The organism is Candidatus Rhodobacter oscarellae (assembly GCF_001078595.1).
Taxonomy (GTDB): Bacteria; Pseudomonadota; Alphaproteobacteria; order Rhodobacterales; family Rhodobacteraceae; genus Rhodobacter_B; species Rhodobacter_B oscarellae.
Genome location: NZ_LFTY01000002.1, coordinates 1,587,049 through 1,612,955, shown reverse-complemented (window position 1 = coordinate 1,612,955; position 25,907 = coordinate 1,587,049). Strand labels below are relative to the sequence as shown.

Below are 25,907 nucleotides of genomic sequence, written 5' to 3'. Positions count from 1 at the left end.
AAGCCCCTTGGTGGTGGTCATCAGCACGGTGAAGGTGCCGGTCTCTCACAAGGCCCAGACCTCGATGATGAGCGCTTGGTTCTGCAGGCCACCACCGGCAAATTGCTCGCCATACTTCGTCTATCACGCGGTCGCGCGGGCCGCGGTTTTGGGGGGCGTGCGAGGGCGGCAGCCCCGCGCGAAAGGCAAGCCCGTGAGCACGTTGTGAGCGGCGCGTCTTCCCAAGCCGATTTGGCTGTGGCATCTACGCGCCGGCCACAATGCGATCACATAGAGGAGCCTCATGCCCAAGCCCCCCCGCGCCTGGCAACGCATGCTTTCGGGCCGCAGGTTAGACCTGCTGGACCCGACGCCCGTTGATATCGAGATCGAGGACATCGCCCATGGCCTAGCCTTCGTTGCGCGTTGGAACGGGCAGACCGAGGGCGACTTTGCCTATTCGGTGGCCGAGCATTCCTTGCTGGTCGAAGAGATCTTCGCCCGCCAGCACCCGGACGTGCCCGCGCGGTGGCGCCTGGCCGCGCTGCTGCATGATGCGCCGGAATACGTGATCGGCGACATGATCTCGCCGGTGAAGGCCGCCGTGGGGCCGGGCTATGGCGCGCTGGACGAGCGGTTGACCGCGGCGATCCACATCCGCTTTGGATTGCCCGCGCAGATCCCGAAATGGGTGAAGGCCAAGATAAAGCGCGCCGATAAGGTCTCGGCCTGGCTGGAGGCGGTGCAGCTTGCCGGTTTCAGCGAGGCGGAGGCGAATAAGTTCTTTGGCAAGCCCCGACCCGAGGACGTGGCGGGGCTGACGCTGATCCTGCGCGCGCCGGTGGAGGTCCGCGCGGCGTTCACCGCGCGCCACGAAGCGCTATTGGGGCAGCTATGAGTCTGCATATCCGCCGCGCCGGACCGCTGGACGCCGCCCCGTTGGCCGAGCTTTTGAACGCAATCATCCGCCGCGGCGGGACCACCGCGATGACGGTCGAGTTGTCGGCGGCAGGCATGGCCGCCTGGATGGCGCAGAGCGCTGACCGCTCGGCCTGGCACTTGGCCGAGGATGACGGCGGCACGATGCATGGGTTCCAGACCATCGGCCCGCATCAGCACCTGCCGCCCGAGGCCTGCGACATCGCCACATTCGTGCGGATCGGGCGCACCGGGCTTGGGATCGGCACGCAGCTATTTGAGGCGACCTGTGCTGCCGCCCGCGCGTTGGGCTACACCTGGATCAACGCCACGATCCGCGCCGACAACCCCGGCGGGCTGGCCTATTATCAAAGCCGCGGCTTTGAGGATTACGCGCGCAAGGACGACGTGGCCCTGGCAGGCGGGCTCGTTGTGAACCAATTGCGCAAGCGCTACGAGCTTTAGGGCGGCGCGCCTTATTGGCCCTTGACTTGTTGCCCGCTTGCCCCGATAAGCGCGGCTCTTATTCACAACACGCCCATGGGCGCGCTGTTCGCGGTGGCCAAACGCCAAAAACGCCTCTGACCAGAGGGACCAAAGAACGCGGAAGGTAAAGGAAGAATGCCATGTTTGCGGTCCTAAAGACCGGCGGCAAGCAGTACAAAGTGGCCTCGGGGGACGTGCTCCGGGTCGAGAAGCTGGCCGCAGCGGCGGGTGAAACCGTCCAATTCAACGAAATTCTGATGGTGGGCGACACCGTTGGCACCCCGACCGTCGAGGGCGCAGGCGTCCAGGCCGAGGTGATCGAACAGATCAAAGGGCCCAAGACGATTAACTTCGTCAAGCGCCGCCGCAAGCACTCGTCCAAGCGCACCAAGGGCCACCGCCAGCAGCTGACGCTGCTGCGCGTGACCGAGATCCTTGCCAAGGGCGCCGACACGTCCGGCGTGATGGCCGCTGTGGGCGCAGGCTCGGTTTCGGCCGCTGCTGTTGCCGCCGTTGCTGCGCCAAAGAAGGCGAAGGCTGAGAAGCCCGCCAAAGAGGAAAAGCCTGCTAAGGCTGCGAAAGCGGACAAACCCGCCAAGGCCGAGAAAAAGGCCGAGGCCGCGGCGCCCGCCGCCGCTGAGGGCGCTGACGACCTGAAGAAGCTTTCCGGCGTGGGCCCGGCCCTGGAGAAGAAGCTGCTCGCCAACGGCGTGACGAGCTTTGCCCAGATCGCCGCCTGGAGCGCCGAGGACATCGCCGATTTCGACGAGAAACTGTCGTTCAAAGGCCGGATCGAGCGCGAAGGCTGGGTCGAACAGGCCAAAGAGCTGGCTAAAGGCTAAGGAGAGAACGAGATGGCACATAAAAAAGCAGGTGGTTCCAGCCGTAACGGCCGCGACTCCGCGGGCCGTCGCTTAGGCGTGAAACTGTACGGCGGTCAGCACGCCATACCCGGCAACATCATCGTGCGGCAGCGCGGCACGAAGTGGTGGCCGGGCGAGGGCGTAGGCATGGGCAAAGATCACACCATCTTTGCGACCTCCGAGGGCAACGTGACCTTCCACAAAGGTCTCAAGGGCCGCACCTTTATTTCGGTACTCCCAGCCCAGGAGGCCGCCGAGTAAAAGCCGAAACCTAAGGGTTATGATTTTAGGGGGATCGGCTTAAAAGCCGGTCCCTTTCTCTTTTTGGAGGACCGGCGTCACCTTGGGCCAATACTTAGGCCCATCCGCGAGGAGGAAGCGGAGCCATGACGACGAATATTACCGGAAAAGACCTGATTGATTTGGGGTTTGAACAGGGCCGCGAGCTGGGCGCTGCGCTGGAGCGCGTGCGCGTGTTGGGGCTTGAGGGCCAGGCGCTGGCCGACTGGGTCAACGCCAACAAGCCCGCGCCCAAGCTAAAGCCGCAGGTCGCCCCCGAGATCCAGTTCAACCTGGAGGCCGAAACCGAGGCCGAAGAGGAAAACGTCGCCAAGGTGCGCGAGACGATGGACGTGCTGATGCGCACGCCGACGCTGCGCGCGGGCGCGGTGATGCCCGACGCCTGCCCGGCGGGTCCGGTGGGCACGATCCCCGTGGGTGGGGTCGTGGCGGCTCAGAACGCAATCCATCCGGGCATGCACTCGGCTGATATCTGCTGCTCGGTCATGGTGACCGAGTTCGAGGACGCGCAGCCCAAGGACATCCTGGACGCGGTGCATAAGGTCACGCATTTCGGCCCCGGCGGGCGCCCGAACGGGATGCGTTATACCATGTCGCCAGAGCTTTATGACGCGTTCCGCGAGAACTCTTTTCTGAACGATAAGAAGATCTTGCAGGCCGCTCTTGAGCATCTGGGCACTCAGGGCGACGGCAACCACTTTGCCTATGCGGGCACGTCGTCCGCGAATGGCACCACTTGCTTGGTCACCCACCACGGCTCTCGCGGGCCGGGGGCGAGCTTGTACAAGCTGGGGATGCGCGCGGCGGAGGCCTGGCGCAAGAAGCTGTCAACGGGCGTGCTGAAGCAGAACGCCTGGATCCCCGCGGATACCGACGAGGGCGAGGCCTATTGGCAGGCGCTGCAGTTGATCCGCAAGTGGACCAAGGGCAATCATAACTGCCTGCATCAGGCCGCCGCGCAGGTGGCCGGCAAGGACGTGCGCGAGCGCTTCTGGAACGAGCATAACTTTGTCTTCCGCAAGGGGGACATGTTCTACCACGCCAAGGGCGCGACGCCGGTGGATACCGAGATGCTGCCCGATACCAACGGCACACAGATTGTGCCGTTGAACATGGCCGAGCCGGTGCTTCTGATCCGGGGCGCGGTGACCGACCGCAACCTGGGCTTCGCGCCGCATGGGGCGGGGCGCAACTTCTCGCGCTCGGCGCATAAGCGTGCCTTGGGCGAGCGCTCTGAGGCAGAGATCTTTGCCGCTGAGACGCAGGGCATCGACGCGCGGTTCTATAGCGGCAATATCGACACGTCAGAGCTGCCCTCGGCCTATAAACCCGCCGCGACCGTGCGGGCGCAGATGGCCAAGTTCGGCCTTGCGGATGTGGTCGACGAGATCGTGCCCTACGGCTCGATTATGGCCGGTGACTGGGAACGCGACGCGCCTTGGCGCAAGAAAGCCGCGGCAAAGCGCGCCGCGCGGCAGACGGGAGGACCGGGCGATGGCTAGGTACATCCTGACCGAGCGTCTGTTGCTGCGGCCCTTCCGGGCCGCGGACGGCCCCCGCGTGGTCGAACTGTTGAATGACTTTGCCGTGTCCAAATGGCTGGCCAAGGTGCCGCATCCCTTCGGGCATGCGGACCTGCGGCTGGTCGACGAGGACGGCTCGGACCGCTGGCCGGAGCTTGTCGCGATCACGCTGGACGGCGCAGTCGTGGGCGGGATCAGCGCGGGCGAGCATTTCGGCTATTGGATCGGGCGCGACTATTGGGGGCAGGGGATCGCGACGGAAGCCACCGCCGCGATGCTGACCTATGTCTTCAACGAGGAGGGCCGCGACGAGATCACCTCGGGCTGTTTCACCGGCAATGGCGCCTCGGCGCATATCCTGAACCGGCTGGGGTTCCGCGAAGAGAGCCGCGACTTTGTGGAAAGCCGCGCGCGCGGGGTTGAGGTGTCCAATGTGAACCTGCGGCTGACTCGCGAGAATTGGAGGCGGGTGTCATGACACTGACAGCAACCTCTGCCAATGCACCGGTGATCGCCTGGGATTTCGACGGCGTGCTGAATGACAACGTGAAGGATGGAAGGTTCGTCTGGGCGGATGATTTTGAGACGTTCACCGGGCAGAGCCTTGCGAGGTTCAAGGCCTTTGTGTTTGAGAAGGATTTCCAGCAAGTGATCACCGGCCAAGAGGACCTGCGGGACCGCGTCGCGATTTGGGCGAATGCGGTGGGCTATGCGCCTGGCGCGGACGCGATGCTCGAGGAATGGTTCTCGCGGGATTTCCACCCCAATGCGCAGGTGCTGGCAGAGCTGGATCACGCGCGCGACCATGGCGCGCGACAGGTCATGGCGACGAATAACGAATGGCGGCGCACGAAGCGGATTGGCGCGCACCCGGCCTTTGGGGCGCGGATGGAGCGCATCTTTGCTTCGGGCGAGATGGGTGCCTGCAAGCCGAACCAGGACTACTTCGAGGCCGTTACCACAGGGTTGGGCGTTGTTCCCGGCCAGATGATGCTTGTCGATGACCTGGCCGCCAATGTGGCGGCCGCTCGTGCCAGCGGCTGGGCTGCGTTCCACTTCACCGAGGCCACGCGCGGCGCGTTGCGGCGGGCCGTATCCGCGCATTGCGAGGCAGGCACATGAGCGTGCCTTTGAAACCGGTTCTGTCCGCGCAGAACGTCACTTTGCGGGACGCCCGGCCCAGCGATGCCGAGGCGCGTCTTGAACTTGGGCGCAACCCCGAGATCGAGCGTTGTTTTGGGCTGGACCCAAGCCTTCTCCGCGAGTTGACCATAGAGCACGCGCGCGACTGGGTGGCCGGTATTGCCGCGAACCCGATGGAATTCGTGATCACCGTCGATGGAACACTGGTGGGCGCGACGCGGTTGCATTCCTTGGTGGCTGCAGATCGTCGGGCCAGTTTCGCGATCGGCATCATTTCAGCCGCGCATCTCGGTCGTGGGCACGGCACCACGGCCGGACGCCTTTTGCTGTCGCATGGGTTCGACACGCTTGGATTGCATCGGATTGGGTGCCGCGTGTTGGCTTTTAATGCGCGTGCCATCGCGTCTTACCGCAAGCTTGGGTTCGTCGAAGAGGGCCGGGAGCGCGAAGCAGCCCAGATCGGCGATGAATGGCATGACGACGTGATGATGGGTCTTCTGGCGCGTGATTTTGAGGCAGGCACATGAGCGTCGCGGTTGGTCTCTTCGCGGCCTTTGCGGCCAGCCAGGTCGGTACGCCGGGCCCTGCCAATATGGCGATGCTGGCCACCGGGGCGCGTTATGGGTTCCGGGCGGCGCTGCCGTTCATGCTGGGGGTGCTCTTTGGCAAGCAGTTGATCATCTGGCCGATTGGGTTCGGTCTGATGGAGCTGGCCGAGGCGGTGCCTTGGCTGTTCACCGCGCTGAAATACGCGAGTGCGGCCTATATCATCTTTCTCGCCTGGAAGATCGCAAATCTGCGCCTAAAGCCTGGCGCGGCGGGGGCGGTGCCGGGCTTTCGGGCCGGGTTGATCGTGCACCCGCTGAACCCAAAGGCCTGGGCGATGATCACCGCGGGGTTCACGAATTTTGTGGGCCCGGAAACCTCTGCTTTACAGGCAACCGCTATCATCGCCGCCGTGCTCTTTGCGGTCCAGGCGGTGTTCCACCCGATCTGGACCTTTGGCGGCGACAGAATCGCCGCGACGGTGGCCGGAACCCGGGCAGAAAGATACCTGATGTGGACGCTGGCGGCGCTGACCGTGGCGTCGGTTTTATTCGTTTTGACCTCGGGAGGAGGGGGCTGAAAGATGTTGGAGCAAAAGATAGAGCAACCCAGTTTTGAGGCGGCGCGGCTGAATTTGCGGCCCTTGCGTGCGGGCGACGCCGCGCCCCTGGAATCCTATGCGGGCGACCCGCTGGTGGCGCGCAACATCAACTTGCCGCACCCGCTGCCGCCGGGGGCGACGCAGGCGTTTCTGGCCCAATGCGCGGACCCCGGGCGGGTCGAGGATGTCTGGGCCATCGACGGCACTCGGGCGGGTCTGCCCGCGCTGGTGGGCGCGGTCGGGCTGGAACGCATGGACCGGCAGCAATCCGAGATCGGGTTCTGGATCGCGCCGCAGTTCTGGAACCAGGGGCTGGCCTCCGAGGCGGTAGAGGCGATGATCGCGGCCAACCCGCATGGCGCTCGGACCCTGTTCGCCTGGGTGTTCCAGGACAACCCCGCCTCGGGGCGGGTCTTGAGCAATGCGGGGTTCGAATATCTGGGGGACGCCGAGCACCACTCGGTCGCCCAGGGCATGACCGTGCCGACCTGGACCTATCTGCGCAAGCTGGAGTGACGGCGCGCCGTCGGCGCCCACCCGGCGCTAGTGTCGCGCGATTCGCCTGAAGATTCCCCTAATTTTTCGTCACTCGACCGAACAATCCAGGCCGTAAGGAGGCCAACATGACGTCGACCCAAGACATTGAAACCGCACGCCTGGCGCTGCGCATGCTGCGCCCCGAGGACGCGCCGTGGATCGCCCGCGAGATCGCCAACCCGGCGGTGCATCGCTGGCTGACGTCGCCGCCATGCCCCTATACCGAGCAAGACGGGCGCGAATTTATCGAGATGTTCCAGGACAACCCGCGCTATCGCGTGATCACGCAGGGCGGCGCGCCCTTGGGCGTGATCAGCATGGGTGACACCAAGGGGCCGTCCTACGAGCTTGGCTATTGGCTGCGGCAAAGCGCCTGGGGGCAGGGGATCATGTCAGAGGCGGCGCGCGCGCTGGTCGACTGGCATTGGCAGCGCTCCAAGGCGCCCCTGATCAGCGGTTGGGTCAAGGGCAACGCGGGCTCGGCGCAGATCCTCACCCAGCTGGGGTTCACCTACACTAAGGAGATCAAGCGCTGGGTGAATTTCTTTGGCGAGGACCGCGACCTGATCTGCGTGCGCCTAGAGGGTCCGCATGTGCCGCTCTTCACCTGCCGGACCGAACGGCTGGTGCTGAATGCGGTGACGCTGGAGGATCTGCCGGTGATCCATCGCGAGCATGGGCGCCCCGAGACGGCGCGCATGCTGGCCAGCGCGATCCCGAACTGGACGCTGGAGCAGGCGCGGGACTGGCTGACCGGGCGGCTTGTGCCGGGGCGGCAAGGGTTCAGTCGGGCGATCCGGCTGCATGACGGGACTTATGTGGGCTCCATCGGTTGTGGCGGACCAGAGATGTCGCTGGGCTATGTGATTTCAAAGGCGCATTGTGGGCAGGGCTATGTCACCGAGGCGCTGCGCGCCTTCCTGCCCGCGGCTTTCGCGCAATGGCAGGACCTGGACGAGATCACCGCCGACGCCTTTACCGACAACCCCGCCAGCGCGCGGATCTTAGAGAAGTTGGGCTTTGAACCCCGCGGCCAGGGTATGGGCGACAGCAAAGGCCGCCTTGAGCCCGCGCCCGTAAACCTCTATCGCCTGACGCGAGCACAAATGGACGCGATGCAATGAAATTCCTCGACCTGGCGAAGGTCTATATCCGCTCGGGCAGCGGCGGCAACGGGGCGGTCAGCTTCCGGCGCGAAAAGTATATCGAGTATGGCGGGCCCGATGGCGGCGACGGCGGGCGCGGCGGCGACGTGATTGCCGAGGCGGTGGACGGGCTGAACACCCTGATCGACTTCCGCTATCAGCAGCACTTCTTCGCCAAGAACGGCCAGGGCGGCATGGGCAAACAGCGCACCGGCAAGGATGGCGACGACATCGTGCTGCGGGTGCCGGTGGGGACCGAGATCCTCGACGAGGACGAGGAGACCGTGCTGGGCGATCTGACCCGCGTGGGGCAGCGGATCGTGCTGGCCAAGGGCGGCAATGGCGGCTTTGGAAACCTGCACTTCAAGTCCTCGACCAACCAGGCGCCGCGCACAGCGAATCCGGGGCTTGCCGGGGTGGAGCGCACGCTCTGGCTGCGGCTGAAACTGATCGCGGATGCGGGGCTGTTGGGGCTGCCGAATGCGGGCAAGTCGACCTTCCTGGCGGCCACGTCCAACGCGCGGCCCAAGATCGCGGATTACCCCTTCACCACGCTGCACCCGAATCTGGGCGTGGTCGGCGTGGACAACGCAGAGTTCGTGATGGCGGATATTCCGGGGCTTATCGAGGGCGCGCATGAGGGGCGCGGGATCGGCGACCGCTTTCTGGGCCATGTGGAGCGCTGCGCGGTGCTCTTGCACCTGGTGGACGGCACGTCCCAGGACGTCGCGGGCGACTACGCCACCATCATTGGCGAGCTAGAGGCCTATGGCGGCGCGCTGGCGGATAAGCCTCGCGTGACCGCGCTGAACAAGATCGACGCGCTGGACGACGACGAGCGCGCCGAGGCGCGCGCCGCATTGGAGGCCGTTGCGGGGCCCGTCATGCTCATGTCGGGGGTCAGCCGCGAGGGGCTGACCGAGGTCCTGCGCGCCGTGCGGGCCCAGATCGAGGACGACCGCGTGCGCGAACGCCGCGCCGGCGAGGAGCCAGAGACGTGGAAACCCTGAACGCAGCAAAACGCGCGGTCATCAAGATTGGCTCGGCGCTTTTGGTGGACCGTGACGACGGAACCCTGCGCGCCGATTGGCTGAAAGGCCTGGCAAAGGACGTCGCGGCGCTGAAGTACCGGGGCACGGATGTGATCCTGGTGTCCTCGGGCTCAATCGCCCTGGGGCGCGCGGTGCTGGAGATGCCCGCGGGCACTCTGGCGCTGGAACAGTCCCAGGCCGCCGCCGCGGTGGGCCAGATCCGGCTCGCCCGCGCCTATGAAGAGGCGCTGGCCCCGCACGGGCTGACCACGGCGCAGGTGCTTCTGACGCTGGAGGACAGCGCGGACCGGCGGCGCTATCTGAACAGCCGCGCGACGATGGAGCAGCTCTTGCGATTGGAGACCGTGCCCATCGTGAACGAGAACGACACCATTGCCACCGACGAGATCCGCTTTGGCGACAACGACCGGCTGGCGGCGCAGATCGCGGTGACCGTCGGCGCGGATGTTTTGGTGCTGCTCAGCGATGTGGACGGGTTTTATTCCGGCGATCCCCGCCAGGACGCCGCGGCGAAGCGCTATGACAAGGTCGAGGAGATCACGCCAGAGATCGAGGCGATGGCCGGCGATGAGGGCTCTGGGCTGTCGAAGGGTGGCATGAAGACCAAGCTCTTGGCGGCAAAAACAGCCACCGGACGGGGCTGTGCGATGGTGATTGCCGAGGGGTCGCTGATGCGACCGCTGCAGGCTTTGCATGATGGCGCGCCCTGCACCTGGTTCGCCGCGCAGGGCGATCCGCAGGCCGCCCGCAAGGGCTGGATCGCTGCGATGAAGCCCAAGGGTGAGATCCTGGTTGATGCCGGTGCGGCAAAGGCGCTGGGGCGCGGCAAATCGCTCTTGCCGGCAGGAGTGACCACGGTCAGTGGCGATTTCGGGCGCGGCGATCCGGTTGTGATCACAGGGCCGGACGGCGCGTTGGGGCGCGGGCTCTCGCGCTACACCAGCGCCGAGGCGGATGCGATCAAAGGCCGGCAATCGGGTGACATCGAGGCGGTGCTGGGCTATCCAGGGCGCGCGGCTCTGGTGCATCGCGATGACATGGTGACATGAAGAAGGGGCGATAGGATGAAGGATTTAAACGATATTCCCGCCGTGATGGCCGATCTGGGCACGCGCGCGAAAGCTGCCGCTGCGCAGCTTGCCTTCGCCCCAGCCCAGGCCAAGACCGCCGCGCTGAACGCCGCCGCGGATGCCGTTTGGGACCGCCGGGCCGAGATCATCGCCGCCAACGCCCAGGACATGGCGTTTGGCCGCGACAAGGGGCTTTCGGATGCGATGCTCGACCGGCTGATGCTGGACGAGGCGCGCATCCAGGGCATGTGCGACGGGCTGCGGGCCGTGGCCGCACAGGACGACCCGGTGGGCGAGGTGATCGCCGAATGGGACCGGCCCACCGGGCTGCATATCCGCCGGGTGCGCACGCCGTTGGGCGTCGTTGGCGTGATCTATGAGAGCCGCCCGAATGTGACCGCGGATGCAGGCGCGCTCTGCCTGAAGGCCGGGAACGCCGTCATCCTGCGTGGCGGGTCCGAGAGCTTCCACTCCTCCGGCGCGATCCATGCCTGCCTGGTGGATGGGCTGCGCGCCGCGGGGCTGCCCGAGGATGCGATACAGCGCGTGCCCACGCGGGACCGCGCCGCGGTTAGCGAGATGCTGACCATGGTGGACATGATCGACGTGATCGTGCCGCGCGGCGGCAAGGGCCTTGTGGGGCTGGTGCAGCGCGAGGCGCGGGTGCCGGTCTTTGCCCATCTCGAGGGCATCGTGCATATCTATATCGACGCGGCGGCGGACCCGCAGAAGACCATGGATGTGGTGCTGAACGCCAAGACGCGGCGCACCGGCATCTGCGGAGCGGCGGAGTGCTTGTTGATCCACAAAGACGCCCTGGCGCTGGGTCAGGACGTGGTGACGATGCTGATGGAGGCGGGCGTCGAGGTGCGTGCGGAAGGCCTGGAGGGCTCCTTGCCCGCCACCGAGGCCGATTGGGGCATGGAATACCTCGACATGAAAATTGCCGCGAAGGCCGTTGATACTATTGATGAAGCTGTGGCACATATCCGGCAATATGGCTCCGATCACACTGATTGCATCCTGACCGAGGATGACGAAGCGGCAGAGCGGTTCTGTGAGCGGCTCGACAGCGCGATCCTGATGCGCAACGCCTCGACGCAGTTCGCCGATGGCGGCGAGTTCGGCATGGGTGCCGAGATCGGCATCGCCACAGGCAAGATGCACGCACGCGGGCCGGTGGGCGCGGCGCAGTTAACCAGCTTTAAATACCTCGTCGAGGGAGACGGCACGATACGCAAGTAGGGCGGGACTTGTCCCGCCGTCTCTCAAAGTGACTGCGGGAAGGCCGGACTATCGCCCGCAACCCTCTGCTCGACATGGGCCAATCACGTCTCAAACGGTCGTGACGTGACCTGCACGGAGTTACCCGCTGGGTCCTTCGCGTTGGCGAATTCATAGTCTCCAGCGTCATGTATTGCGCCGAACTGGACCAAGGTTGTATCGGCCTCGGCGCAGAAAATGGCCACATCCGCGACTTGGAAGGACAGCTTGGTCTGGGCCTGCCCCTGACGGGCCTTGGCGCTGGCTTTGTGCAGCAAAAGGCGCGCGCCGGGCCCGTCGGGGATCAGCTCTGTGATCCGATCCCCGGGGCGGTTACGGGCGCGGTAGCCAAACACATGGCAGTAGAATGCCTGAACCGCGCCCAGGTCTTTGACGTAGAGCACGATATGGCTCAGCCCCGGCATTTAGCGCAGGATCGAGGCGCCCGCGTATTCCGCGCTCTCGCCCAGCATTTCCTCGATACGGATCAACTGGTTATACTTTGCCAGCCGGTCAGAGCGCGCCAGCGAGCCGGTCTTGATCTGCCCGCAATTCGTGGCCACTGCAAGGTCCGCGATAGTGGCGTCCTCGGTCTCGCCGGAGCGGTGCGACATCACGTTGGTGTAGCCCGCGCGATGCGCCATATCGACCGCCTTTAGCGTCTCTGACAGCGAGCCGATCTGGTTGACCTTCACCAGCATCGAGTTGGCGCAGCCGGACTCGATGCCTTGGCTCAGCCGCTCGGGGTTCGTCACAAAGAGGTCGTCGCCCACAAGCTGCACATGCTTGCCCAGAATTTCAGTCAGGGTGCGCCAGCCATCCCAATCATCCTCGGCCATGCCGTCCTCGATTGAGATAATCGGATAGTCGCTGACCAGCGCATGCAGGTAAGAGGCATTGTCGTCAGAGCTGAGCACCCGATCCTCGCCCACCAGCACGTATTCGCCGCCCTTAAAATACTCTGTCGCGGCGCAATCCAGCGCCAGGTAGATATCCTCGCCGGGGCGATAGCCCGCCTTGTCCACGGCGCACAGGATGAAATCCAGGGCCTCGCGGGTGGAGGCGATATTAGGCGCAAAGCCGCCCTCATCGCCGATGCCGGTGGAGAGCCCCGCTTCAGAGAGCTCTTTCTTCAGCGTGTGGAACACCTCGGAGCCCATGCGCACCGCCTCGGCCATCGTCGGCGCCGAGACCGGCACGATCATGAATTCCTGGATGTCGATGGGGTTGTCGGCATGCTCGCCGCCATTGATGATGTTCATCATTGGCACCGGCAGCACGCGCGCCGAGGTGCCCCCCACATAGCGATAGAGCGGCTGCCCGGTGAAGTCGGCCGCGGCCTTGGCGGCGGCCAGGGACACGCCCAGGATCGCGTTGGCGCCGAGGCGGGCCTTGTTGGGCGTGCCGTCGAGCTCGATCATCGCGGCGTCCAGCGATTCTTGCTCGGTCACGTCGGCGCCGATCAGCGCCTCGGAGATCTCGCCGTTCACAGCGGCCACGGCCTCGAGCACGCCCTTGCCCTTGTAGCGCGCGGCGTCGCCGTCGCGCTTTTCAACGGCCTCATGGGCGCCGGTGGAAGCGCCAGAGGGCACCGCGGCGCGGCCCTGGGTGCCGTCCTCGAGTGTGACGTCAACCTCGACGGTGGGGTTGCCCCGGCTGTCGAGGATTTCGCGGGCGTGGATGTCGATGATCATGCTCATGGGGGCCTCCGATATGGGCGGGGTGCAATCATTGGGGCGGTCATAGCAGGGCAATGTGACAGATGAAATGGTCCAGTTAGCGATAACATCGCCCCGGGGTGCCGCGCCCGGGCTGTTGTTAAAATGAGTGCCTGCGGCACGCTCTTTGTCCCCGTACTCGCCTCCGGCTCCGTGCGGGTGGGCTGGGCGCGCGGCGACGTGCTACACTGACGTTGCGGCCTGCGAGAGGTTGCGCAGCTTGGTCATGGCCAGGTCACGCCCGAGAAAGCCCAGCCCGCAATCGGGCGCGGCGATCAGCCGCTCTGGCGGCAGATGCTCTAGGATAGCAGCCATGCGCGCCGCGATTTCTTCGACGGGTTCCACCCGGCTGGAGGCCACCGTGACAAAACCCACGATCAGCTTAGAGCGCTCAAAGAGCCCGAAGAGCTCTGCGGGGTTGTGCCGGTGCGCGTCCTCGATAGAGATCTCATCAGCCACGCCATCCACCGCGCGGGCGATCTGCACATAGCTGTCCTGGTCGGCCTTGGGGTAGTCCATATCATCCAGCCGGTTCGGGTAGCCGCAGCACATATGCATCACGCGGGTCACCGTGTCGGGCAGCCCGTCAAAGCAGCGGCGCAGCGCCTCGACGCCGAAATCCAGCGCCTGATCGGGCTTGCGGGCAAAGATCGGCTCGTCGATCTGGATATGGGTGCAGCCGGCCTCGGCCAGCGCCCGCGCCTCGGCGTTCAGCGCCGCGGCGAGATCAAAGGCCTGGGCGCGCGGGTCGCGGTAATGCTCATCGGCGGTGGTGTCCGAGATCGTCATCGGGCCGGGCAGGGTGATCTTCACCGGGCGGTCCGGCGCTGCGGCCTGCGCGACCTGCCAGTCGCGCACCAAGACGTTCTCGCCCGTCGCTCGGACGGCGGAGCGGATCGTCGGCAGCTCGGCCACATAGGCGCCGTTGCGCAGCACCCGCTTGGTGAGGTTCTGGAAATCGAAGCCCTCAAAATGCCGGCACTGGTAATGCACGTAATTGTCGCGCCGCACCTCGCCATCGGTGGGCACGTCGACGCCGCAGGCGATCTGATCGGCCACGACCTGAGCCGTGGCGCGGTCCAATGCCTCTTGGATCTCGGGCGCTTCGGACCAGCCGCGCAGCACCGTGTCGTTATAGTCTTCGGCGTCATGGCCGACCTGGAACCAGTCGCGGATCGGCACATAGTCAGGCTTGGGATAGGCGCCGATGCAGGTGGTCTTGAGCGGCATGATCGCGGTCCTTTGGGGGCTGTATCAGGCCGCAGTTTGCGCCAGCGCGCGCTCGCGCAGCAAGACAAAAAGCCCTGAGGCGATCACCACCGCCGCGCCGATCAGCGTGGCGGCGTCCGGGCGCTCGCCCAGAAACAGCATGGCCAACACCAGCGCGAACAAAAGCCGCGTGTAGCGGAAGGGCGCGACCGCAGAGACCTCGCCCGTGCGCATCGCCGCGGTGATCGCGTAGTAACCCAGCGCCGTGGCCGCCGCGGCCACGAATGTGATCGCAAGCGGGCCAGGCGCGAGGGGCGCCGCCTCGGTAAAGGCCATAAACAGCGCCGAGCTGGGGATCAGGCTGGCCGTGCCCCAGATCGCCAATTGCAGGTTGGTGACATCCGGCGGGGCCAGGCGCGAGGCGATGTCTCGGACCGCCAGGCCGATTGCCGCACCCACCGCCCAGAGCGCGCCGAGGGCGATGCCCTCTGAGGAGGGGCGCAGCATGATCATCACGCCCAAGAGCCCCACCGCCACGGCCACCCAGCGGCGCGGGCCCACGTGCTCTCCCAGAAACAGCGCCGCCCCCAGGGTTACCAGCAGCGGCACCGCTTGCACGATCGAGATCGTCAGCGACAGCGTCGTCGCCGAGATCGCGCTGACCATGCAGATCGCCGTGCAGGCCTCGACCAGGTTGCGCAGGATCACCGGCGGGGCCCAGAATCCCGGGGCATAAAGCGGCTGGCCCGCGCGCAAAGCCAGCGCCACGAAGAAGACCAATCCCATGCTGGCGATGATCAGCACCATCTGCCCCACGGCCAAATCCGCCGAGGCCACCTTGATCAGCGCATCGCCTATCGCAAACGTCGCCATCGAGAAGAGCATCAGCCCGATGGCGCGCAGATTGCTCATGTGTCTTTGTCGAGGGGGACGCCGTAAAGCTCCAGCCTGTGGCCCTTGAGGCGGTAGCCCAGCTTGGCCGCGATCTTTTCCTGCAGCGCCTCGATTTCGGGGTCCACGAACTCGATCACCTCGCCGCTTTGCAGGTCGATCAGGTGGTCGTGGTGGTCGCGCTCGGCGTCCTCATAGCGGGCGCGCCCGTCGCCGAATTCCAGCTTGTCGAGGATGCCGGCCTCTTCAAAGAGCTTCACCGTGCGATAGACCGTGGCCAGCGAGATGCGCGGGTCCACGGCGCTGGCGCGGGCGTAGAGCTCCTCGACATCGGGGTGGTCGTCAGCCCCCTCTAGCACGCGCGCGATCACGCGGCGTTGCTCGGTCATGCGCAGGCGCTTTGCCTCGCAGCGTTCCAGGATCGTGTCGCCCATCTTTCCCCTCGGCTCACCGGTGGTGAAGGGTTCTACCGCAATGGCCCGGCGAAAGGGAACGGTTGTTGAGAGAATTTTCACAGATTTTTTTGAACCATGAGCGCGGGCGGTCCGACCCATGTTCAACAAGTCGTTGGGCCCCAACGCACGAATTCAAGGAGAGAACACATGCGCGCCGCGATTATCTTTTTTGCCGGGTTTATGACGCCAACCCTGCTGGCGATCGCGCTGGCTGGCTAGCCCTTCACCTCATCGGCGTCATAGGCCTCGATGATCTTGGCCACCAATTGGTGGCGCACCACGTCCTTGGATGTGAAGTAGTTGAACGAGATGTCCGAGATTTCGCCCAGCAGGCGCTCGGCGTCGCGCAGTCCCGACTGCACCCCGCGCGGCAGGTCCACCTGGCTGCGATCCCCGGTGATCACCATGCGCGAGCCCTCGCCCAGACGGGTCAGGAACATCTTCATCTGCATGGTGGTGGCGTTTTGAGCCTCGTCCAGGACCACAAAGGCATTCGCCAGGGTGCGCCCGCGCATGAAGGCCAGAGGCGCGATCTCGATCTTCTTCTCCTCGATCAGCTTGCCGACCTGCTTGGACGGCAAAAAGTCATTCAGCGCGTCGTAGAGCGGCTGCATGTAGGGATCGACCTTGTCCTTCATGTCGCCGGGCAGGAAGCCCAGGCGCTCGCCGGCCTCAACGGCGGGGCGGGACAGGATGATTCGGTCCACATGGCCCGAGATGAACATATTAACGCCCACGGCCACGGCCAGATAGGTCTTGCCGGTGCCCGCAGGCCCGATGCCAAAGCCCAGCTCATGCGCAAAGAGGTTCTGCACATAGGCCTTCTGTGCGGCGGTGCGCGGCTCGACGGTTTTCTTGCGGGTGCGGATCTCGACATCGCCCTTGCGGAACATCTCGATCTGGTCGCCATCCCGCGCGCCGGTCTGCTCGCCGGTGCCGCCGAGGCGGATCGCACCGTCAATCTCGCCGGGGTCCACCGCACGCCCGCTTTCCAGCCGCGCATAGAGCCGCCCCAGAACCGCGGCGGCCTGCGCCCGCAGCTCGGCCTCGCCCACAATCGTCAGCAGGTTCCCGCGCCGCAGGATCTGCACGCCCAGCTTCTGTTCGATCTGCGCGAGGTTCCGGTCGTGCTCGCCGCACAGGTCAATCAGCACGCGGTTGTCGGCAAATTCCAGAGCTGTCTCGTGCGGGTCTTCCGCAGTTGCGCTTTCGGGCGACAGGGTACTGATGGCCAATCTGAACTCCTAGATGTTGTGAGTCGGAGCGTGCCAAGACCTAGGCCGGGGGGCAACCCAGAAGTTCGAAATGTCACGAAAACTCTGCAATAGGTCAGCGCTGATCACATCAAATCCGGCTCGCGCCCCAGGCGCGTGGCGACCCGCGCCACCGTCAGGCCCTGGATGATGATCGAACACAGCACCACCATATAGGTGCAGGTCAGGATCAGCGGCTTCCACTCGCTGTCGGGCAGGCTCAGCGCCAGCGCCACCGAGATGCCGCCTTTGAGGCCGCCCCAGGTCATGATCGGGATCGTGCCGGGCGAGAATTCGCGAAAGGGCCTCAGAAGCGTGACCGGGATCGCCACCGCCGCCAGCCGCCCGATCAGCGCCAGCACGATGGACATCGCCCCCGCAATCACCGCGTCCAGGCCAAAGGCCACGGCAAAGACCTCCACCCCGATCATCAGGAACAGAACCGCGTTCAGGATCTCGTCGATCAACTTCCAGAAGGCGTCGACATAGTTCCGCGTCTCCTCGCTCATGCCCTGCTTGGCGCCGATATCGCCAATCAACAGCCCGGCGCAGACCGCCATGATGGGGGCGGAGAAATGCAGATAGACGGCAAGCTGGTAGCCGCCGAAGACCAGGCCCAGCGTCAGCAGCACCTCCAGCGAGTAGTCATCGATGCGCCGCATCACCCGGAAGGTCAGCCAGCCAAGCACGATGCCAAGCACCGCGCCGCCCACGGCCTCTTGGAAGAACAGCGTCGCCGCGTCGGCAAAGCCCGAGCCGTGATGGTCGTCGCCCGGGAAAGCTATCCCCACCAGCACCAGGAACACCACATAGCCCACGCCGTCGTTGAACAGGGACTCACCCGCGATCTTTGTTTCCAAGGACTTGCGCAGGTTCGCCTCGCGCAGCACGCCCAGCACCGCGACGGGGTCGGTGGGCGAGATCAGCGCGCCAAAGACCAGCGCCACCAGGAATGGCATGCCTGTGATCACAGAGAACCCGGTGCCCACGATCACCGTCGACAGCGCCACGCCCATCGTCGCCATCAGCGCCACAACGCGCCATTCCTGGCGCAGATCGCTCAGCTTCACATGCAGTGCGCCCGCGAACAGCAAAAGCCCCAGCATGCCCTCTAAAAGCGCCTCGGAGAACTCGAACGCCTCGACCTGCGCCTGGATCGCGGGGGTGATTGAGAGCCCCGGCATAAGCCAGTCGAGCCCCATGACGGCCAGCGACGCAAAAAGCGCCACCACAAGGATGCCAATCGCCGAGGGAAGCTTTAAAAACAAATAGTTGATCGCCCCAAAGGCCCCGGCCAACACGATCAAAAGCGCTGCGATCTGTAATAAGGTCATCTATGCGTCCCTCGTTCTTACGACCGTTTAGCACGCAGGGCGGGCCGCAGGAACCGGCTTGACTATCGCGGCACTTGGGCGTTCGGTCGCGCGGATGGAACGCAAGGACAATATCGACCTCTTCGGGGCGGTCTCGTTGATCGGCTTCTCGGCGCTTCTGGGGCTGAACCAGGTGGTGATCAAGATCACCAATGTCGGCGTGCAGCCGGTGTTTCAGGCGGGCGTGCGGTCCTTCGGGGCGATGTGCTTGCTTTACTTATGGATGCGGTTCCGCGGCGAGGGCCCGAATTTCACCCGCCGGGTTGCGCCGTGGGGGATCCTGGCGGGGTCGCTTTTTGCCTTTGAGTTCATATTGTTGTTCGTCGCGCTGGACTTCACCACTGTGGCGCGGTCCTCGCTGATGTTCTACACGATGCCGGTCTGGCTGGCGGTGATGGCGCATGTGCTGATCCCGGGAGAGCGGCTGACGGCCCCCAAGATCGCGGGGCTGGCCTGCGCGGTGGCCGGGGTCAGCCTGGCGCTCCTGTCGCGGGACGGCGGCGGTGGCGCATTGATGGGCGACCTTATGGCGCTGATCGGAGCGCTTGGCTGGGCAGGGATCGCCGTGGTGGCCAAGACCACGCCCTTCAGCGAGGATAAACCCATCATGCAGATGTATTGGCAGCTTTGCACCTCGGCGGTGATCCTGCTGCTGGCATCGCTGTTTTTCGGCCCGTTTATCAGAGAGTTCGCGCCGGTCCATGTGGCCACGATGGGGTTCCAGATCGTGGTGATGGGCGCGCTCGGGTTCCTGTTTTGGTTCTGGCTTTTGATGCGCTACCCGGCCTCGGGCGTGGCCTCGTTCAGCTTCCTGGCGCCGATCTTTGGCGTGGGCTTTGGCTGGCTAATCCTGGGCGAGCCGGTGGGCGTGTCTTTGCTGGCAGCCCTGGCGCTGGTCTGCCTGGGGCTGGTGCTGATCAACCGCGCGGCTCAGGTGCCGCAGAAGGTCTGATGCACGACCTCTTCGGGCTGGGGCGGTTTGGCGTAGTCGGCTTCGGAGAGCTCAAAGGGCTTGGACAGTACCGCGTTTAACTTGAAGAACGGCGCGTAATCCTCTGATGTTGCGGCTTGAATGGCCTCTTCAACGCGGTGGTTGCGCGGGATGACGGCCGGGTTGGTGGCGCGCATCAATGCAATGGGGTCGCCGGGCTCGCGGGCCAAACGCGCCTGCCACTCCTCCGCCCAGCCATCATAGGCGGCGGGGTCGCTGAACTGCTGCCGCGCGGTGCCCTCCGACAGGCCCCGGAACGTATTCGTGAAATCGACCCGCAGGGTCGCCATCCGGCCCAGGAGCCCCTCGATCAGGGCCGCGTCGCCATCCTCCTCGGTCGCCAGCCCGATCTTGGCGCGGAACTCTTTCAGCCAGGCTTCGCGGTAGATATCGGGGAAGCGATGCACAGCGTCGGTCGCCAATTTCACCGCCTTATCAATGTCTTCGTCGATCAGCGGCAGCAGAGAGGTGGCAAGCTGCGCCATGTTCCACACCGCGATCTCCGGCTGGCGCCCATAGGCGTAGCGCCCAAACTGGTCGATCGAGCTGAACACCTTGTCGGGGTGGAAATCGTCCATGAACGCGCAAGGGCCATAGTCGATCGTCTCGCCCGCGACATGGCTGTTATCGGTGTTCATGACGCCGTGGATAAAGCCGACGCCCATCCAGCGGGCAATCAAACGGGCTTGCAGCGCGATCACATTCTCTAGCAACTCCAAAGCGTTACCCGCATCTGGATAGTGCCGGGCGATCACGTAGTCGGTCAAGGCGCGCAGCGCCTCGGTGTCGCGTTGAGAGGCAAAATACTGGAACGTGCCCACGCGGATATGGCTGGAGGCGACGCGCGTCAGTACCGCGCCGGGCAGGGGGCGTTCGCGCATGACGGTCTCGCCTGTGGTGACGGCGGCCAACGCGCGCGTCGTGGGGATGCCAAGTGCGTGCATCGCCTCTGACACGATATATTCGCGGATCACCGGGCCGACCCAGGCACGGCCATCCCCGCCACGGCTATAGGGCGTTCGACCGGAGCCTTTTAGTTGAATATCGCGCCGCAATCCTTTGTTATCTATAAGTTCTCCTAAGAGGATCGCCCGGCCATCCCCAAGCCGAGGCGACCACCCGCCGAACTGGTGCCCGGCATAGACCTGGGCCAGCGGATCCGCGCCATCAAACCGAGCATTCCCGGCAAGCGCTGCCACACCGGGCTCCGAGGTCAAAGCCTGGAAGTCCAGCCCAAGCTCCTGCGCGAGCTTTTGGTTGACCGCGATCAGCCCCGGCTCCGCGACAGGCACCGGGTCTTGGCGCGTGTAGAACCGTTCGGGCAGGCGCCCATAGCTGTTGTCGAAGGGGATGGAGAGGCTCATGCGCTCTATTTAGGGCGCATCTGGCGTCGGCGCCACCCAAGTCATCAAATTGTAGCGGTCGCGGATCTTGAACCCCAGGCGGGCATAGAGCCGCGCGGCGCTTTCTTTGTCGCGGTTCACCTCTAGATGCAGCGCCTTGAGCCCCGCCTTGGCCAGCTCCGGCAGCAAGGCGGCCAGCGCCTCGGTGCCCATGCCGCGGCCCCGCACCTTCTCGCGAATATAGAATTCGTCAATGAACCCATCCATGCCGCCAAGCTCGATCGACCAACCAAAGCACACCGCAATATAGCCGACAGGGGCACGTCTTGGCCCGATGACCCAGATTGCACCATAGGGCGACCCTTCCAAAAGAGGGAGGATCGCATCCTTTAAGTGTTGGTCGGAAAACGTCATGTTTTCAGTGGCATGGAATGCGTTGACCATGGTCAATACGCGGGCGAAGTCCTCAGGCCCGGCCAAATGCAGCATGTCTATAGCCGTCCCAGACGCTCGGTCAGCAGCGCGTAGAAGCCGTCGCGGTCCAGATGCCCTATAAACAGCGCGTTGGCGGGCCGCTTGGTGACGCCCCACCAATCGGCCACGGTCATGCCGCGGGTCAGGTCTGACTGGGTTTCGATCTCGACATTGATGTGCTTGCCGCTGAAGAGATCGGGCTGAAGCAGATAGGCGATCACCGTCGGGTCGTGCAATGGCGCGCCCTTAGAGCCGTATTTGGCGACATCGAAACGCTCGAAGAAATCGGTCCAAGAGGCGACGGCCTCGCCCACGCGGCCCTGAGCGCGCATGGTCTCGACCCAATCGCGGTTGGTAAGCGCCTTGTGGGTCACATCCAGCGGCAGCACGACGATGTCCACGCCGGATTTGAACACGATCTCAGCGGCTTCCGGGTCGACATAGATGTTGAATTCAGCGGCGGGCGTGATGTTGCCGACCTCGAAATAGGCGCCGCCCATCAGCACGATCTGCTGGATGCGGTCGGCGATCTCGGGCGCTTTTTGCAGCGCCGCCGCGATGTTGGTCAGCGGCCCAAGCGGGCAGAGCGTGACCGTGCCCGGCGGTTCTCTTTGCAAGGTCTCGATGATGAAATCGACGGCGTGCTGGTCTTGCAGCGGCATCTGAGGGTCGGGCAGGGCGATGCCGTCCAGCCCGGTCTTGCCATGCACGTGCTCGGCGGTCACCAAGGGCTGTCGCAGCGGGCAGTCGCAGCCGGCAAAGACCGGTATGTCCGGGCGCCGGGCCACCTCGCACACGATGCGGGCGTTCCTTTCGGTCAAGGACAGCGGGACGTTGCCCGCCACGACGGTGATGCCCAACACGTCCAGCTCGGGCGAGGCCAGGGCCAAGAGGATCGCGACCGCGTCGTCCTGGCCGGGATCGGTGTCAATGATGATCTTTCGTGTCATCTGGCTAAGGTCTCTGGGAATGCGTCCAATGGCAAGGTCAAGTTAGCCTTGCTCCCGTTCATCGGCCTTCACCGCGTCCCAAAGCGCGTCCATCTGGGCCAGGTCGCTGTCTTCGGGGCGTTTGCCCATGGCGGAGAGCTTGGCCTCGATGCCTTGGAAACGGCGGGTGAACTTGGCATTGGCGGCGCGCAGCGCGCCTTCGGGCTCGATCTTGAGGTGCCGGGCGATGTTTGCGATCACAAAAAGGAGGTCCCCGAACTCCTCTTCCATATCGGCATGCGTTTTGTGATCACGGGCCTCAACAAGCTCGCCGACTTCCTCGGACAGTTTGGCCAAGACCTGATCCACGTTGGGCCAATCGAAGCCGACCCGCGCGGCGCGCTTTTGCAGCTTCACCGCGCGCAGCAGCGCCGGCAGCCCGACCGCGACATCATCCAGCACCCCGGAGGCTCCGCGCGCGGCGCGCTCTGCCGCCTTCACGCTCTCCCAGTCGCGGGTTTGCTGCTCGGCTGATTTGTCCCGCGACTGGTCGCCGAAGACATGCGGGTGGCGCGCGACCATCTTGTCAGACATCGTGTCTGCGACGTCGTGGAAGTCGAAAAGCCCAGCCTCATCCGCCATTTGCGCGTGGAACACAGATTGGAATAGCAGATCGCCCAGCTCGCCTTTTAATTCGTCCCAGGCCTCGCGCTCGATGGCATCTGCGACCTCATAGGCCTCTTCAATCGTATAGGGCGCAATGGTGGCAAAGCTCTGCTCGATATCCCAAGGGCAGCCCGTTTCGGGGTCGCGCAGCCGCCGCATAATCTCGAGCAGCCGCGGCAACCCGCCCTTGGGGTCATGCACCAAGGTGTCGCTGTCATTGCTCATTGCTGCCCCTTTGGATCTGTGAAACTGCTTGGTCCGTTATCAGAGGGATCGACGAGGGAGACAAGCCATGCCGGTGATCAATCGGATCGGGGATTTTGCCGCAGAAATGGCCGAGTGGCGGCGGTGGATGCACCGCAACCCCGAGCTTGGCTTTGATTGCTTTAAGACCGCGGGCTTTGTGGCCGAGCGGCTGCGGGAGTTCGGCGTGGATGAGATCCATGAGGGCATCGCGACCACAGGGCTTGTTGCGATCATTCAGGGGCGCGGCGCAGGAGAGGCCTGCATCGGGCTGCGCGCCGATATGGACGCCCTGCCTATTGAGGAGGTGACCGGCGCAGATTACGCCAGCGAGACGCCCGGCAATATGCATGCCTGCGGCCATGACGGGCACACCACCATGCTGTTAGGCGCGGCGAAATATCTGGCCGAGACGCGCAACTTTTCGGGACGGGTCGCGCTGATCTTTCAGCCCGCCGAGGAGGGACCCGGCGGCGGTAAGGTCATGGTCGATGAGGGCATTATGGAGCGTTTCGCCATTGACCAGGTCTATGGCATCCACAATGCGCCTTTGTATGGCACTAACACCTTCCACACCAAACCCGGGCCCATCATGGCCGCGGCGGATGAATACGCGGTTGTGGTGCGCGGGGTCGGCGGGCACGCGGCCTGGCCGCATGAGGCGGTGGATCCGATCCCACCCGCTCTGGCGATGATGCAGGCCATTCAGACCATCACGTCGCGTAATCTGCGACCGTCCGATGAGCTGGTCGTATCGGTCAATCAAATCCAGACCGGCACGGCGACCAATATCATCCCGGCTGAGGTCAACTTTTCTGGCACAATCCGGACCTTCTCGAAACCGGTGCAAGAGATGACTTTTCAGCGCCTGCGCGAGATCGTGGCGGGTCACGCGGCGGCCTTTGGCGTAGAGGCCGAGATTGAGATTGAGGTGGGATACCCGGCGACCGTCAATCACGTGCGCGAAACTGCATTTGCCGCCGGTGTCGCCGCGGAAGTGGTTGGCGAAGATAACGTGTCCACAGAAATCGCTGCCGAGATGGGGTCTGAGGATTTCTCTTACATGTTAGAGGCCCGGCCCGGCAGCTATCTCTTCCTGGGGCAGGGGGACACGGCCTATTGCCACCACCCGGCCTATGACTTCAATGACGAGATTTCGCCCATAGGGGCGTCGTTTTTCGCACGCCTTGTTGAGCACGCGCAGCCAATCGAGTGACGCGCCGCTCAGCAGGCATGGTCGAACCTGCGGACGCATTGAAAAGGAATTTTTAGCAAGTTCTTTACCGAATCGCCCCAAAATAAAGGGCGGTAGGGAGGGGGTAATCAATTCAACGGTTTAACCCCCGCCTCCCACCCTTGATTGTCCGGTGATTCGGTGAAGATTTCCCTTCCAACCCTGTTGCGTGTCAATTTTTTGATGTCGACAGGTTCCCAGTTAGACGCCAAGTAACACATGGATTGACCATTAGATCGCCGCCGCCGCGGCCGAAATGTAGAGGGTGGAAATGGGCCTAGAGGACGCAAAAAACCAGGTCGACACGGCGCTGACACGCGAGGGGCTTAAGGGGCTGTCGAACGAGAACACCTTTGGCGGGATCACCTCTTTTCTGCGACGGACCTACACTAAGGACCTATCCGGTGCCGACATCGCCGTGACGGGTATCCCTTTTGATCAGGCTGTAACCAATCGCCCTGGCACCCGGCTTGGACCGCGTGCGATCCGCGAGGCCTCCGCGTTGCAGGCCCCGGACGCGCCCTACGGCTGGGGCTATGACCCGATGAGCGAGTTGGCCATCGCCGATTACGGCGACCTGGCGTTTGACTATGCGGTGATGGCCGACGCGCCGGGGGCGATCGAGGCGCATATCCGCGGCATCTTGGAACAGGGTGCGGCCTGTATCTCTCTGGGCGGCGACCATTCAGTGACCCTGCCGATCCTGCGCGCGCATGCGGCAAAGCACGGGCCGCTGGCCTTGGTGCAGTTTGACGCCCATGGTGACGCCTGGGCGGATGATGATGCAGCCCGCGTCGACCATGGGACCTTTGTTTACAAGGCGGTCAAAGAGGGCATCGTTGACATGTCCCACTCGATCCAGGTGGGCATCCGCACCGACAACCTCGACCCGCTGGAGTTTGAGATCCTGGACGCCGCAGAGGCGCACCGCCTCGGGCCGCAAGCCGTGGCGGATCGGATCAAAGCCAGGGTGGGCGACGCGCCAGTCTATCTGACTTTTGACATCGACTGCCTAGACCCCGCCTTTGCGCCTGGCACGGGCACGCCCGTCTGGGGCGGGCTTGCAAGCTGGCAGGCGGCGGCGATCCTGCGCGGGATCGCGGGCATCAACATGGTGGGGGGCGACGTGGTCGAGGTCTCGCCGCCCTTTGACCATGCCGGGATCACCGCGGTGGCGGGGGCTCATGCCGCGCTGGAGCTGATCTGCCTTTGGGGCTGGACGCGGCGTTAGGGCAATCATGGGCTTGAAACCATCGGCGGGTGACGTAACTGAGAGTACATGAAGATGCTTCTCGCCCTCATCGCCCTCGTTTTGGCCTTTGCGGCCTATGTCCGATTGGCACCCAGCGACCCGACGCGATGGCATGTCGACCCAGTGGCCGCGAAAGACCCCGGGCAGGCGGGCGCGCTGATCCGGCACGCCGTGCCGCTCTCGCCAACCGAGGCGCTGGCCGTCTTCGACGCACTTGTCCAGCCCGCGGTGCGGACCGCTCGCTTGGCTGGGTCGGTGGAGGAGGGGCGCGTCACCTATGTTGCCCGCTCGCTGGTGATGGGGTTCCCCGACTACATCACCGCCACGGCGGTCCCAACAGAGACGGGATCAGAACTGGTGATCCTGTCGCGCCTGCGCTTCGGGCGCAGTGACTTGGGTGTGAACCGCGCGCGGCTTCAGCGCTGGCTACAGCAACTCCCGCAGGCTTAG

The 25,907-nt window shown here is 64.5% G+C and carries 29 protein-coding genes; 18 read left to right on the top strand and 11 right to left on the bottom strand.

Annotated elements, in window-relative coordinates; genetic code table 11:
* Positions 1-283 precede the first annotated feature (283 nt).
* The 14 genes from AIOL_RS12605 (at position 284) to AIOL_RS12540 (ending at position 11,408) form a co-directional block, all read left to right on the top strand.
* Positions 284-877: an HD domain-containing protein gene (locus tag AIOL_RS12605; RefSeq protein WP_049643302.1), complete on the top strand. Its 594-nt coding sequence runs from the start codon at positions 284-286 to the stop codon at positions 875-877.
* Positions 874-1,362, top strand: coding sequence for a GNAT family N-acetyltransferase (locus tag AIOL_RS12600; RefSeq protein ID WP_049643301.1), 489 nt, complete (start codon positions 874-876; stop codon positions 1,360-1,362). The genes AIOL_RS12605 and AIOL_RS12600 overlap by 4 nt, the downstream gene beginning before the upstream one ends.
* Positions 1,363-1,523: 161 nt before the next feature.
* A complete protein-coding gene (locus AIOL_RS12595) occupies positions 1,524-2,225 on the top strand; it encodes a 50S ribosomal protein L21 (RefSeq protein WP_049643300.1) in 702 nt (233 codons plus the stop codon).
* 12 nt (positions 2,226-2,237) lie between these two features.
* On the top strand, positions 2,238-2,507 hold the full coding sequence (rpmA, locus tag AIOL_RS12590) for a 50S ribosomal protein L27 (protein ID WP_049643299.1): 270 nt from the start codon (positions 2,238-2,240) through the stop codon (positions 2,505-2,507).
* A 125-nt stretch (positions 2,508-2,632) separates the two neighbouring features.
* The gene (locus AIOL_RS12585) at positions 2,633-4,048 is read left to right on the top strand and encodes an RtcB family protein (protein ID WP_049643298.1); all 1,416 of its coding nucleotides are present in this window, start codon (positions 2,633-2,635) and stop codon (positions 4,046-4,048) included.
* Entirely contained in the window at positions 4,041-4,547 is a 507-nt protein-coding gene (locus AIOL_RS12580) for a GNAT family N-acetyltransferase (RefSeq protein ID WP_049643297.1), read from the top strand. The genes AIOL_RS12585 and AIOL_RS12580 overlap by 8 nt, the downstream gene beginning before the upstream one ends.
* Complete coding sequence (locus AIOL_RS12575; protein WP_049643296.1) at positions 4,544-5,191, top strand: HAD family hydrolase; 648 nt, start codon at positions 4,544-4,546, stop codon at positions 5,189-5,191. The genes AIOL_RS12580 and AIOL_RS12575 overlap by 4 nt, the downstream gene beginning before the upstream one ends.
* Positions 5,188-5,739, top strand: coding sequence for a GNAT family N-acetyltransferase (locus AIOL_RS12570; RefSeq protein ID WP_049643295.1), 552 nt, complete (start codon positions 5,188-5,190; stop codon positions 5,737-5,739). The genes AIOL_RS12575 and AIOL_RS12570 overlap by 4 nt, the downstream gene beginning before the upstream one ends.
* Positions 5,736-6,338 (top strand): LysE family translocator, encoded by a 603-nt coding sequence (locus tag AIOL_RS12565; protein ID WP_049643294.1) that lies wholly within the window; start codon positions 5,736-5,738, stop codon positions 6,336-6,338. The genes AIOL_RS12570 and AIOL_RS12565 overlap by 4 nt, the downstream gene beginning before the upstream one ends.
* Before the next feature lie 3 nt (positions 6,339-6,341).
* The gene (locus tag AIOL_RS12560) at positions 6,342-6,875 is read left to right on the top strand and encodes a GNAT family N-acetyltransferase (protein WP_049643293.1); all 534 of its coding nucleotides are present in this window, start codon (positions 6,342-6,344) and stop codon (positions 6,873-6,875) included.
* Between the two features lie 107 nt (positions 6,876-6,982).
* Positions 6,983-8,020, top strand: a complete 1,038-nt coding sequence (locus AIOL_RS12555) for a GNAT family N-acetyltransferase (RefSeq protein ID WP_049643292.1) — start codon at positions 6,983-6,985, stop codon at positions 8,018-8,020.
* The gene (obgE, locus tag AIOL_RS12550) at positions 8,017-9,051 is read left to right on the top strand and encodes a GTPase ObgE (protein ID WP_049643291.1); all 1,035 of its coding nucleotides are present in this window, start codon (positions 8,017-8,019) and stop codon (positions 9,049-9,051) included. The genes AIOL_RS12555 and obgE overlap by 4 nt, the downstream gene beginning before the upstream one ends.
* Positions 9,039-10,142 (top strand): glutamate 5-kinase, encoded by a 1,104-nt coding sequence (gene proB / locus AIOL_RS12545; protein WP_049643290.1) that lies wholly within the window; start codon positions 9,039-9,041, stop codon positions 10,140-10,142. The genes obgE and proB overlap by 13 nt, the downstream gene beginning before the upstream one ends.
* 15 nt (positions 10,143-10,157) lie before the next feature.
* Complete coding sequence (locus AIOL_RS12540; RefSeq protein ID WP_049643289.1) at positions 10,158-11,408, top strand: glutamate-5-semialdehyde dehydrogenase; 1,251 nt, start codon at positions 10,158-10,160, stop codon at positions 11,406-11,408.
* Between the two features lie 83 nt (positions 11,409-11,491).
* Here the strand turns inward: AIOL_RS12540 and AIOL_RS12535 are convergent, their stop codons facing one another.
* The 7 genes from AIOL_RS12535 to AIOL_RS12505 form a co-directional block, all read right to left on the bottom strand.
* Positions 11,492-11,851 (bottom strand): VOC family protein, encoded by a 360-nt coding sequence (locus tag AIOL_RS12535; RefSeq protein WP_049643288.1) that lies wholly within the window; start codon positions 11,849-11,851, stop codon positions 11,492-11,494.
* Entirely contained in the window at positions 11,852-13,126 is a 1,275-nt protein-coding gene (gene eno / locus AIOL_RS12530) for a phosphopyruvate hydratase (RefSeq protein WP_049643287.1), read from the bottom strand.
* Positions 13,127-13,327: 201 nt separating this feature from the next.
* Positions 13,328-14,374: a cobalamin-independent methionine synthase II family protein gene (locus AIOL_RS12525; protein ID WP_049643286.1), complete on the bottom strand. Its 1,047-nt coding sequence runs from the start codon at positions 14,372-14,374 to the stop codon at positions 13,328-13,330.
* A gap of 24 nt (positions 14,375-14,398) precedes the next feature.
* The gene (locus tag AIOL_RS12520) at positions 14,399-15,265 is read right to left on the bottom strand and encodes a DMT family transporter (protein WP_049643285.1); all 867 of its coding nucleotides are present in this window, start codon (positions 15,263-15,265) and stop codon (positions 14,399-14,401) included.
* Entirely contained in the window at positions 15,262-15,678 is a 417-nt protein-coding gene (locus tag AIOL_RS12515; protein ID WP_049643284.1) for a Fur family transcriptional regulator, read from the bottom strand. The genes AIOL_RS12520 and AIOL_RS12515 overlap by 4 nt, the downstream gene beginning before the upstream one ends.
* Positions 15,679-15,914: 236 nt before the next feature.
* Positions 15,915-16,934 (bottom strand): PhoH family protein, encoded by a 1,020-nt coding sequence (locus tag AIOL_RS12510; RefSeq protein ID WP_049643283.1) that lies wholly within the window; start codon positions 16,932-16,934, stop codon positions 15,915-15,917.
* A gap of 104 nt (positions 16,935-17,038) precedes the next feature.
* On the bottom strand, positions 17,039-18,286 hold the full coding sequence (locus AIOL_RS12505; RefSeq protein WP_049643282.1) for a cation:proton antiporter: 1,248 nt from the start codon (positions 18,284-18,286) through the stop codon (positions 17,039-17,041).
* A 58-nt stretch (positions 18,287-18,344) separates the two neighbouring features.
* Here AIOL_RS12505 and AIOL_RS12500 point away from each other — a divergent pair, with 58 nt between their 5' ends.
* The gene (locus AIOL_RS12500) at positions 18,345-19,277 is read left to right on the top strand and encodes a DMT family transporter (protein WP_326973111.1); all 933 of its coding nucleotides are present in this window, start codon (positions 18,345-18,347) and stop codon (positions 19,275-19,277) included.
* Here the strand turns inward: AIOL_RS12500 and AIOL_RS12495 are convergent.
* From AIOL_RS12495 to mazG, 4 genes are all read right to left on the bottom strand, one after another.
* The gene (locus AIOL_RS12495) at positions 19,256-20,680 is read right to left on the bottom strand and encodes a protein adenylyltransferase SelO (RefSeq protein WP_049643280.1); all 1,425 of its coding nucleotides are present in this window, start codon (positions 20,678-20,680) and stop codon (positions 19,256-19,258) included. The two genes, AIOL_RS12500 and AIOL_RS12495, sit on opposite strands and share 22 nt — an antisense overlap.
* Positions 20,681-20,689: 9 nt before the next feature.
* Positions 20,690-21,073, bottom strand: coding sequence for a GNAT family N-acetyltransferase (locus tag AIOL_RS12490; protein ID WP_326973110.1), 384 nt, complete (start codon positions 21,071-21,073; stop codon positions 20,690-20,692).
* Positions 21,074-21,150: 77 nt separating this feature from the next.
* A complete protein-coding gene (locus tag AIOL_RS12485; RefSeq protein ID WP_049643278.1) occupies positions 21,151-22,083 on the bottom strand; it encodes a nucleoside hydrolase in 933 nt (310 codons plus the stop codon).
* 42 nt (positions 22,084-22,125) lie between these two features.
* A complete protein-coding gene (mazG, locus tag AIOL_RS12480; protein ID WP_049643277.1) occupies positions 22,126-22,953 on the bottom strand; it encodes a nucleoside triphosphate pyrophosphohydrolase in 828 nt (275 codons plus the stop codon).
* Between the two features lie 67 nt (positions 22,954-23,020).
* Here mazG and AIOL_RS12475 point away from each other — a divergent pair, with 67 nt between their 5' ends.
* The 3 genes from AIOL_RS12475 to AIOL_RS12465 all read left to right on the top strand — a co-directional run bounded on the left by AIOL_RS12475 (position 23,021) and on the right by AIOL_RS12465 (position 25,907).
* Complete coding sequence (locus AIOL_RS12475; protein WP_049643276.1) at positions 23,021-24,187, top strand: M20 aminoacylase family protein; 1,167 nt, start codon at positions 23,021-23,023, stop codon at positions 24,185-24,187.
* 289 nt (positions 24,188-24,476) lie between these two features.
* Positions 24,477-25,436, top strand: a complete 960-nt coding sequence (gene speB / locus AIOL_RS12470; RefSeq protein WP_049643275.1) for an agmatinase — start codon at positions 24,477-24,479, stop codon at positions 25,434-25,436.
* Positions 25,437-25,484: 48 nt separating this feature from the next.
* Positions 25,485-25,907, top strand: a complete 423-nt coding sequence (locus tag AIOL_RS12465; RefSeq protein ID WP_049643274.1) for a DUF1499 domain-containing protein — start codon at positions 25,485-25,487, stop codon at positions 25,905-25,907.

Excerpts from the sequence above, each read along its gene's own strand:
- AIOL_RS12495 (WP_049643280.1), bottom strand. The coding sequence starts at position 20,680 with ATGAGCCTCTCCATCCCCTTCGACAACAGCTATGGGCGCCTGCCCGAA.
- mazG (WP_049643277.1), bottom strand. The coding sequence starts at position 22,953 with ATGAGCAATGACAGCGACACCTTGGTGCATGACCCCAAGGGCGGGTTG.
- speB (WP_049643275.1), top strand. The coding sequence starts at position 24,477 with ATGGGCCTAGAGGACGCAAAAAACCAGGTCGACACGGCGCTGACACGC.
- AIOL_RS12520 (WP_049643285.1), bottom strand. The coding sequence starts at position 15,265 with ATGAGCAATCTGCGCGCCATCGGGCTGATGCTCTTCTCGATGGCGACG.
- AIOL_RS12595 (WP_049643300.1), top strand. The coding sequence starts at position 1,524 with ATGTTTGCGGTCCTAAAGACCGGCGGCAAGCAGTACAAAGTGGCCTCG.
- AIOL_RS12560 (WP_049643293.1), top strand. The coding sequence starts at position 6,342 with ATGTTGGAGCAAAAGATAGAGCAACCCAGTTTTGAGGCGGCGCGGCTG.
- obgE (WP_049643291.1), top strand. The coding sequence starts at position 8,017 with ATGAAATTCCTCGACCTGGCGAAGGTCTATATCCGCTCGGGCAGCGGC.
- AIOL_RS12600 (WP_049643301.1), top strand. The coding sequence starts at position 874 with ATGAGTCTGCATATCCGCCGCGCCGGACCGCTGGACGCCGCCCCGTTG.
- rpmA (WP_049643299.1), top strand. The coding sequence starts at position 2,238 with ATGGCACATAAAAAAGCAGGTGGTTCCAGCCGTAACGGCCGCGACTCC.
- AIOL_RS12490 (WP_326973110.1), bottom strand. The coding sequence starts at position 21,073 with ATGACGTTTTCCGACCAACACTTAAAGGATGCGATCCTCCCTCTTTTG.
- AIOL_RS12555 (WP_049643292.1), top strand. The coding sequence starts at position 6,983 with ATGACGTCGACCCAAGACATTGAAACCGCACGCCTGGCGCTGCGCATG.
- AIOL_RS12575 (WP_049643296.1), top strand. The coding sequence starts at position 4,544 with ATGACACTGACAGCAACCTCTGCCAATGCACCGGTGATCGCCTGGGAT.
- AIOL_RS12465 (WP_049643274.1), top strand. The coding sequence starts at position 25,485 with ATGAAGATGCTTCTCGCCCTCATCGCCCTCGTTTTGGCCTTTGCGGCC.
- AIOL_RS12585 (WP_049643298.1), top strand. The coding sequence starts at position 2,633 with ATGACGACGAATATTACCGGAAAAGACCTGATTGATTTGGGGTTTGAA.
- AIOL_RS12535 (WP_049643288.1), bottom strand. The coding sequence starts at position 11,851 with ATGCCGGGGCTGAGCCATATCGTGCTCTACGTCAAAGACCTGGGCGCG.
- AIOL_RS12565 (WP_049643294.1), top strand. The coding sequence starts at position 5,736 with ATGAGCGTCGCGGTTGGTCTCTTCGCGGCCTTTGCGGCCAGCCAGGTC.
- AIOL_RS12475 (WP_049643276.1), top strand. The coding sequence starts at position 23,021 with ATGCCGGTGATCAATCGGATCGGGGATTTTGCCGCAGAAATGGCCGAG.
- eno (WP_049643287.1), bottom strand. The coding sequence starts at position 13,126 with ATGAGCATGATCATCGACATCCACGCCCGCGAAATCCTCGACAGCCGG.
- AIOL_RS12570 (WP_049643295.1), top strand. The coding sequence starts at position 5,188 with ATGAGCGTGCCTTTGAAACCGGTTCTGTCCGCGCAGAACGTCACTTTG.
- AIOL_RS12525 (WP_049643286.1), bottom strand. The coding sequence starts at position 14,374 with ATGCCGCTCAAGACCACCTGCATCGGCGCCTATCCCAAGCCTGACTAT.
- AIOL_RS12505 (WP_049643282.1), bottom strand. The coding sequence starts at position 18,286 with ATGACCTTATTACAGATCGCAGCGCTTTTGATCGTGTTGGCCGGGGCC.
- AIOL_RS12485 (WP_049643278.1), bottom strand. The coding sequence starts at position 22,083 with ATGACACGAAAGATCATCATTGACACCGATCCCGGCCAGGACGACGCG.
- AIOL_RS12605 (WP_049643302.1), top strand. The coding sequence starts at position 284 with ATGCCCAAGCCCCCCCGCGCCTGGCAACGCATGCTTTCGGGCCGCAGG.
- AIOL_RS12540 (WP_049643289.1), top strand. The coding sequence starts at position 10,158 with ATGAAGGATTTAAACGATATTCCCGCCGTGATGGCCGATCTGGGCACG.
- AIOL_RS12515 (WP_049643284.1), bottom strand. The coding sequence starts at position 15,678 with ATGGGCGACACGATCCTGGAACGCTGCGAGGCAAAGCGCCTGCGCATG.
- AIOL_RS12580 (WP_049643297.1), top strand. The coding sequence starts at position 4,041 with ATGGCTAGGTACATCCTGACCGAGCGTCTGTTGCTGCGGCCCTTCCGG.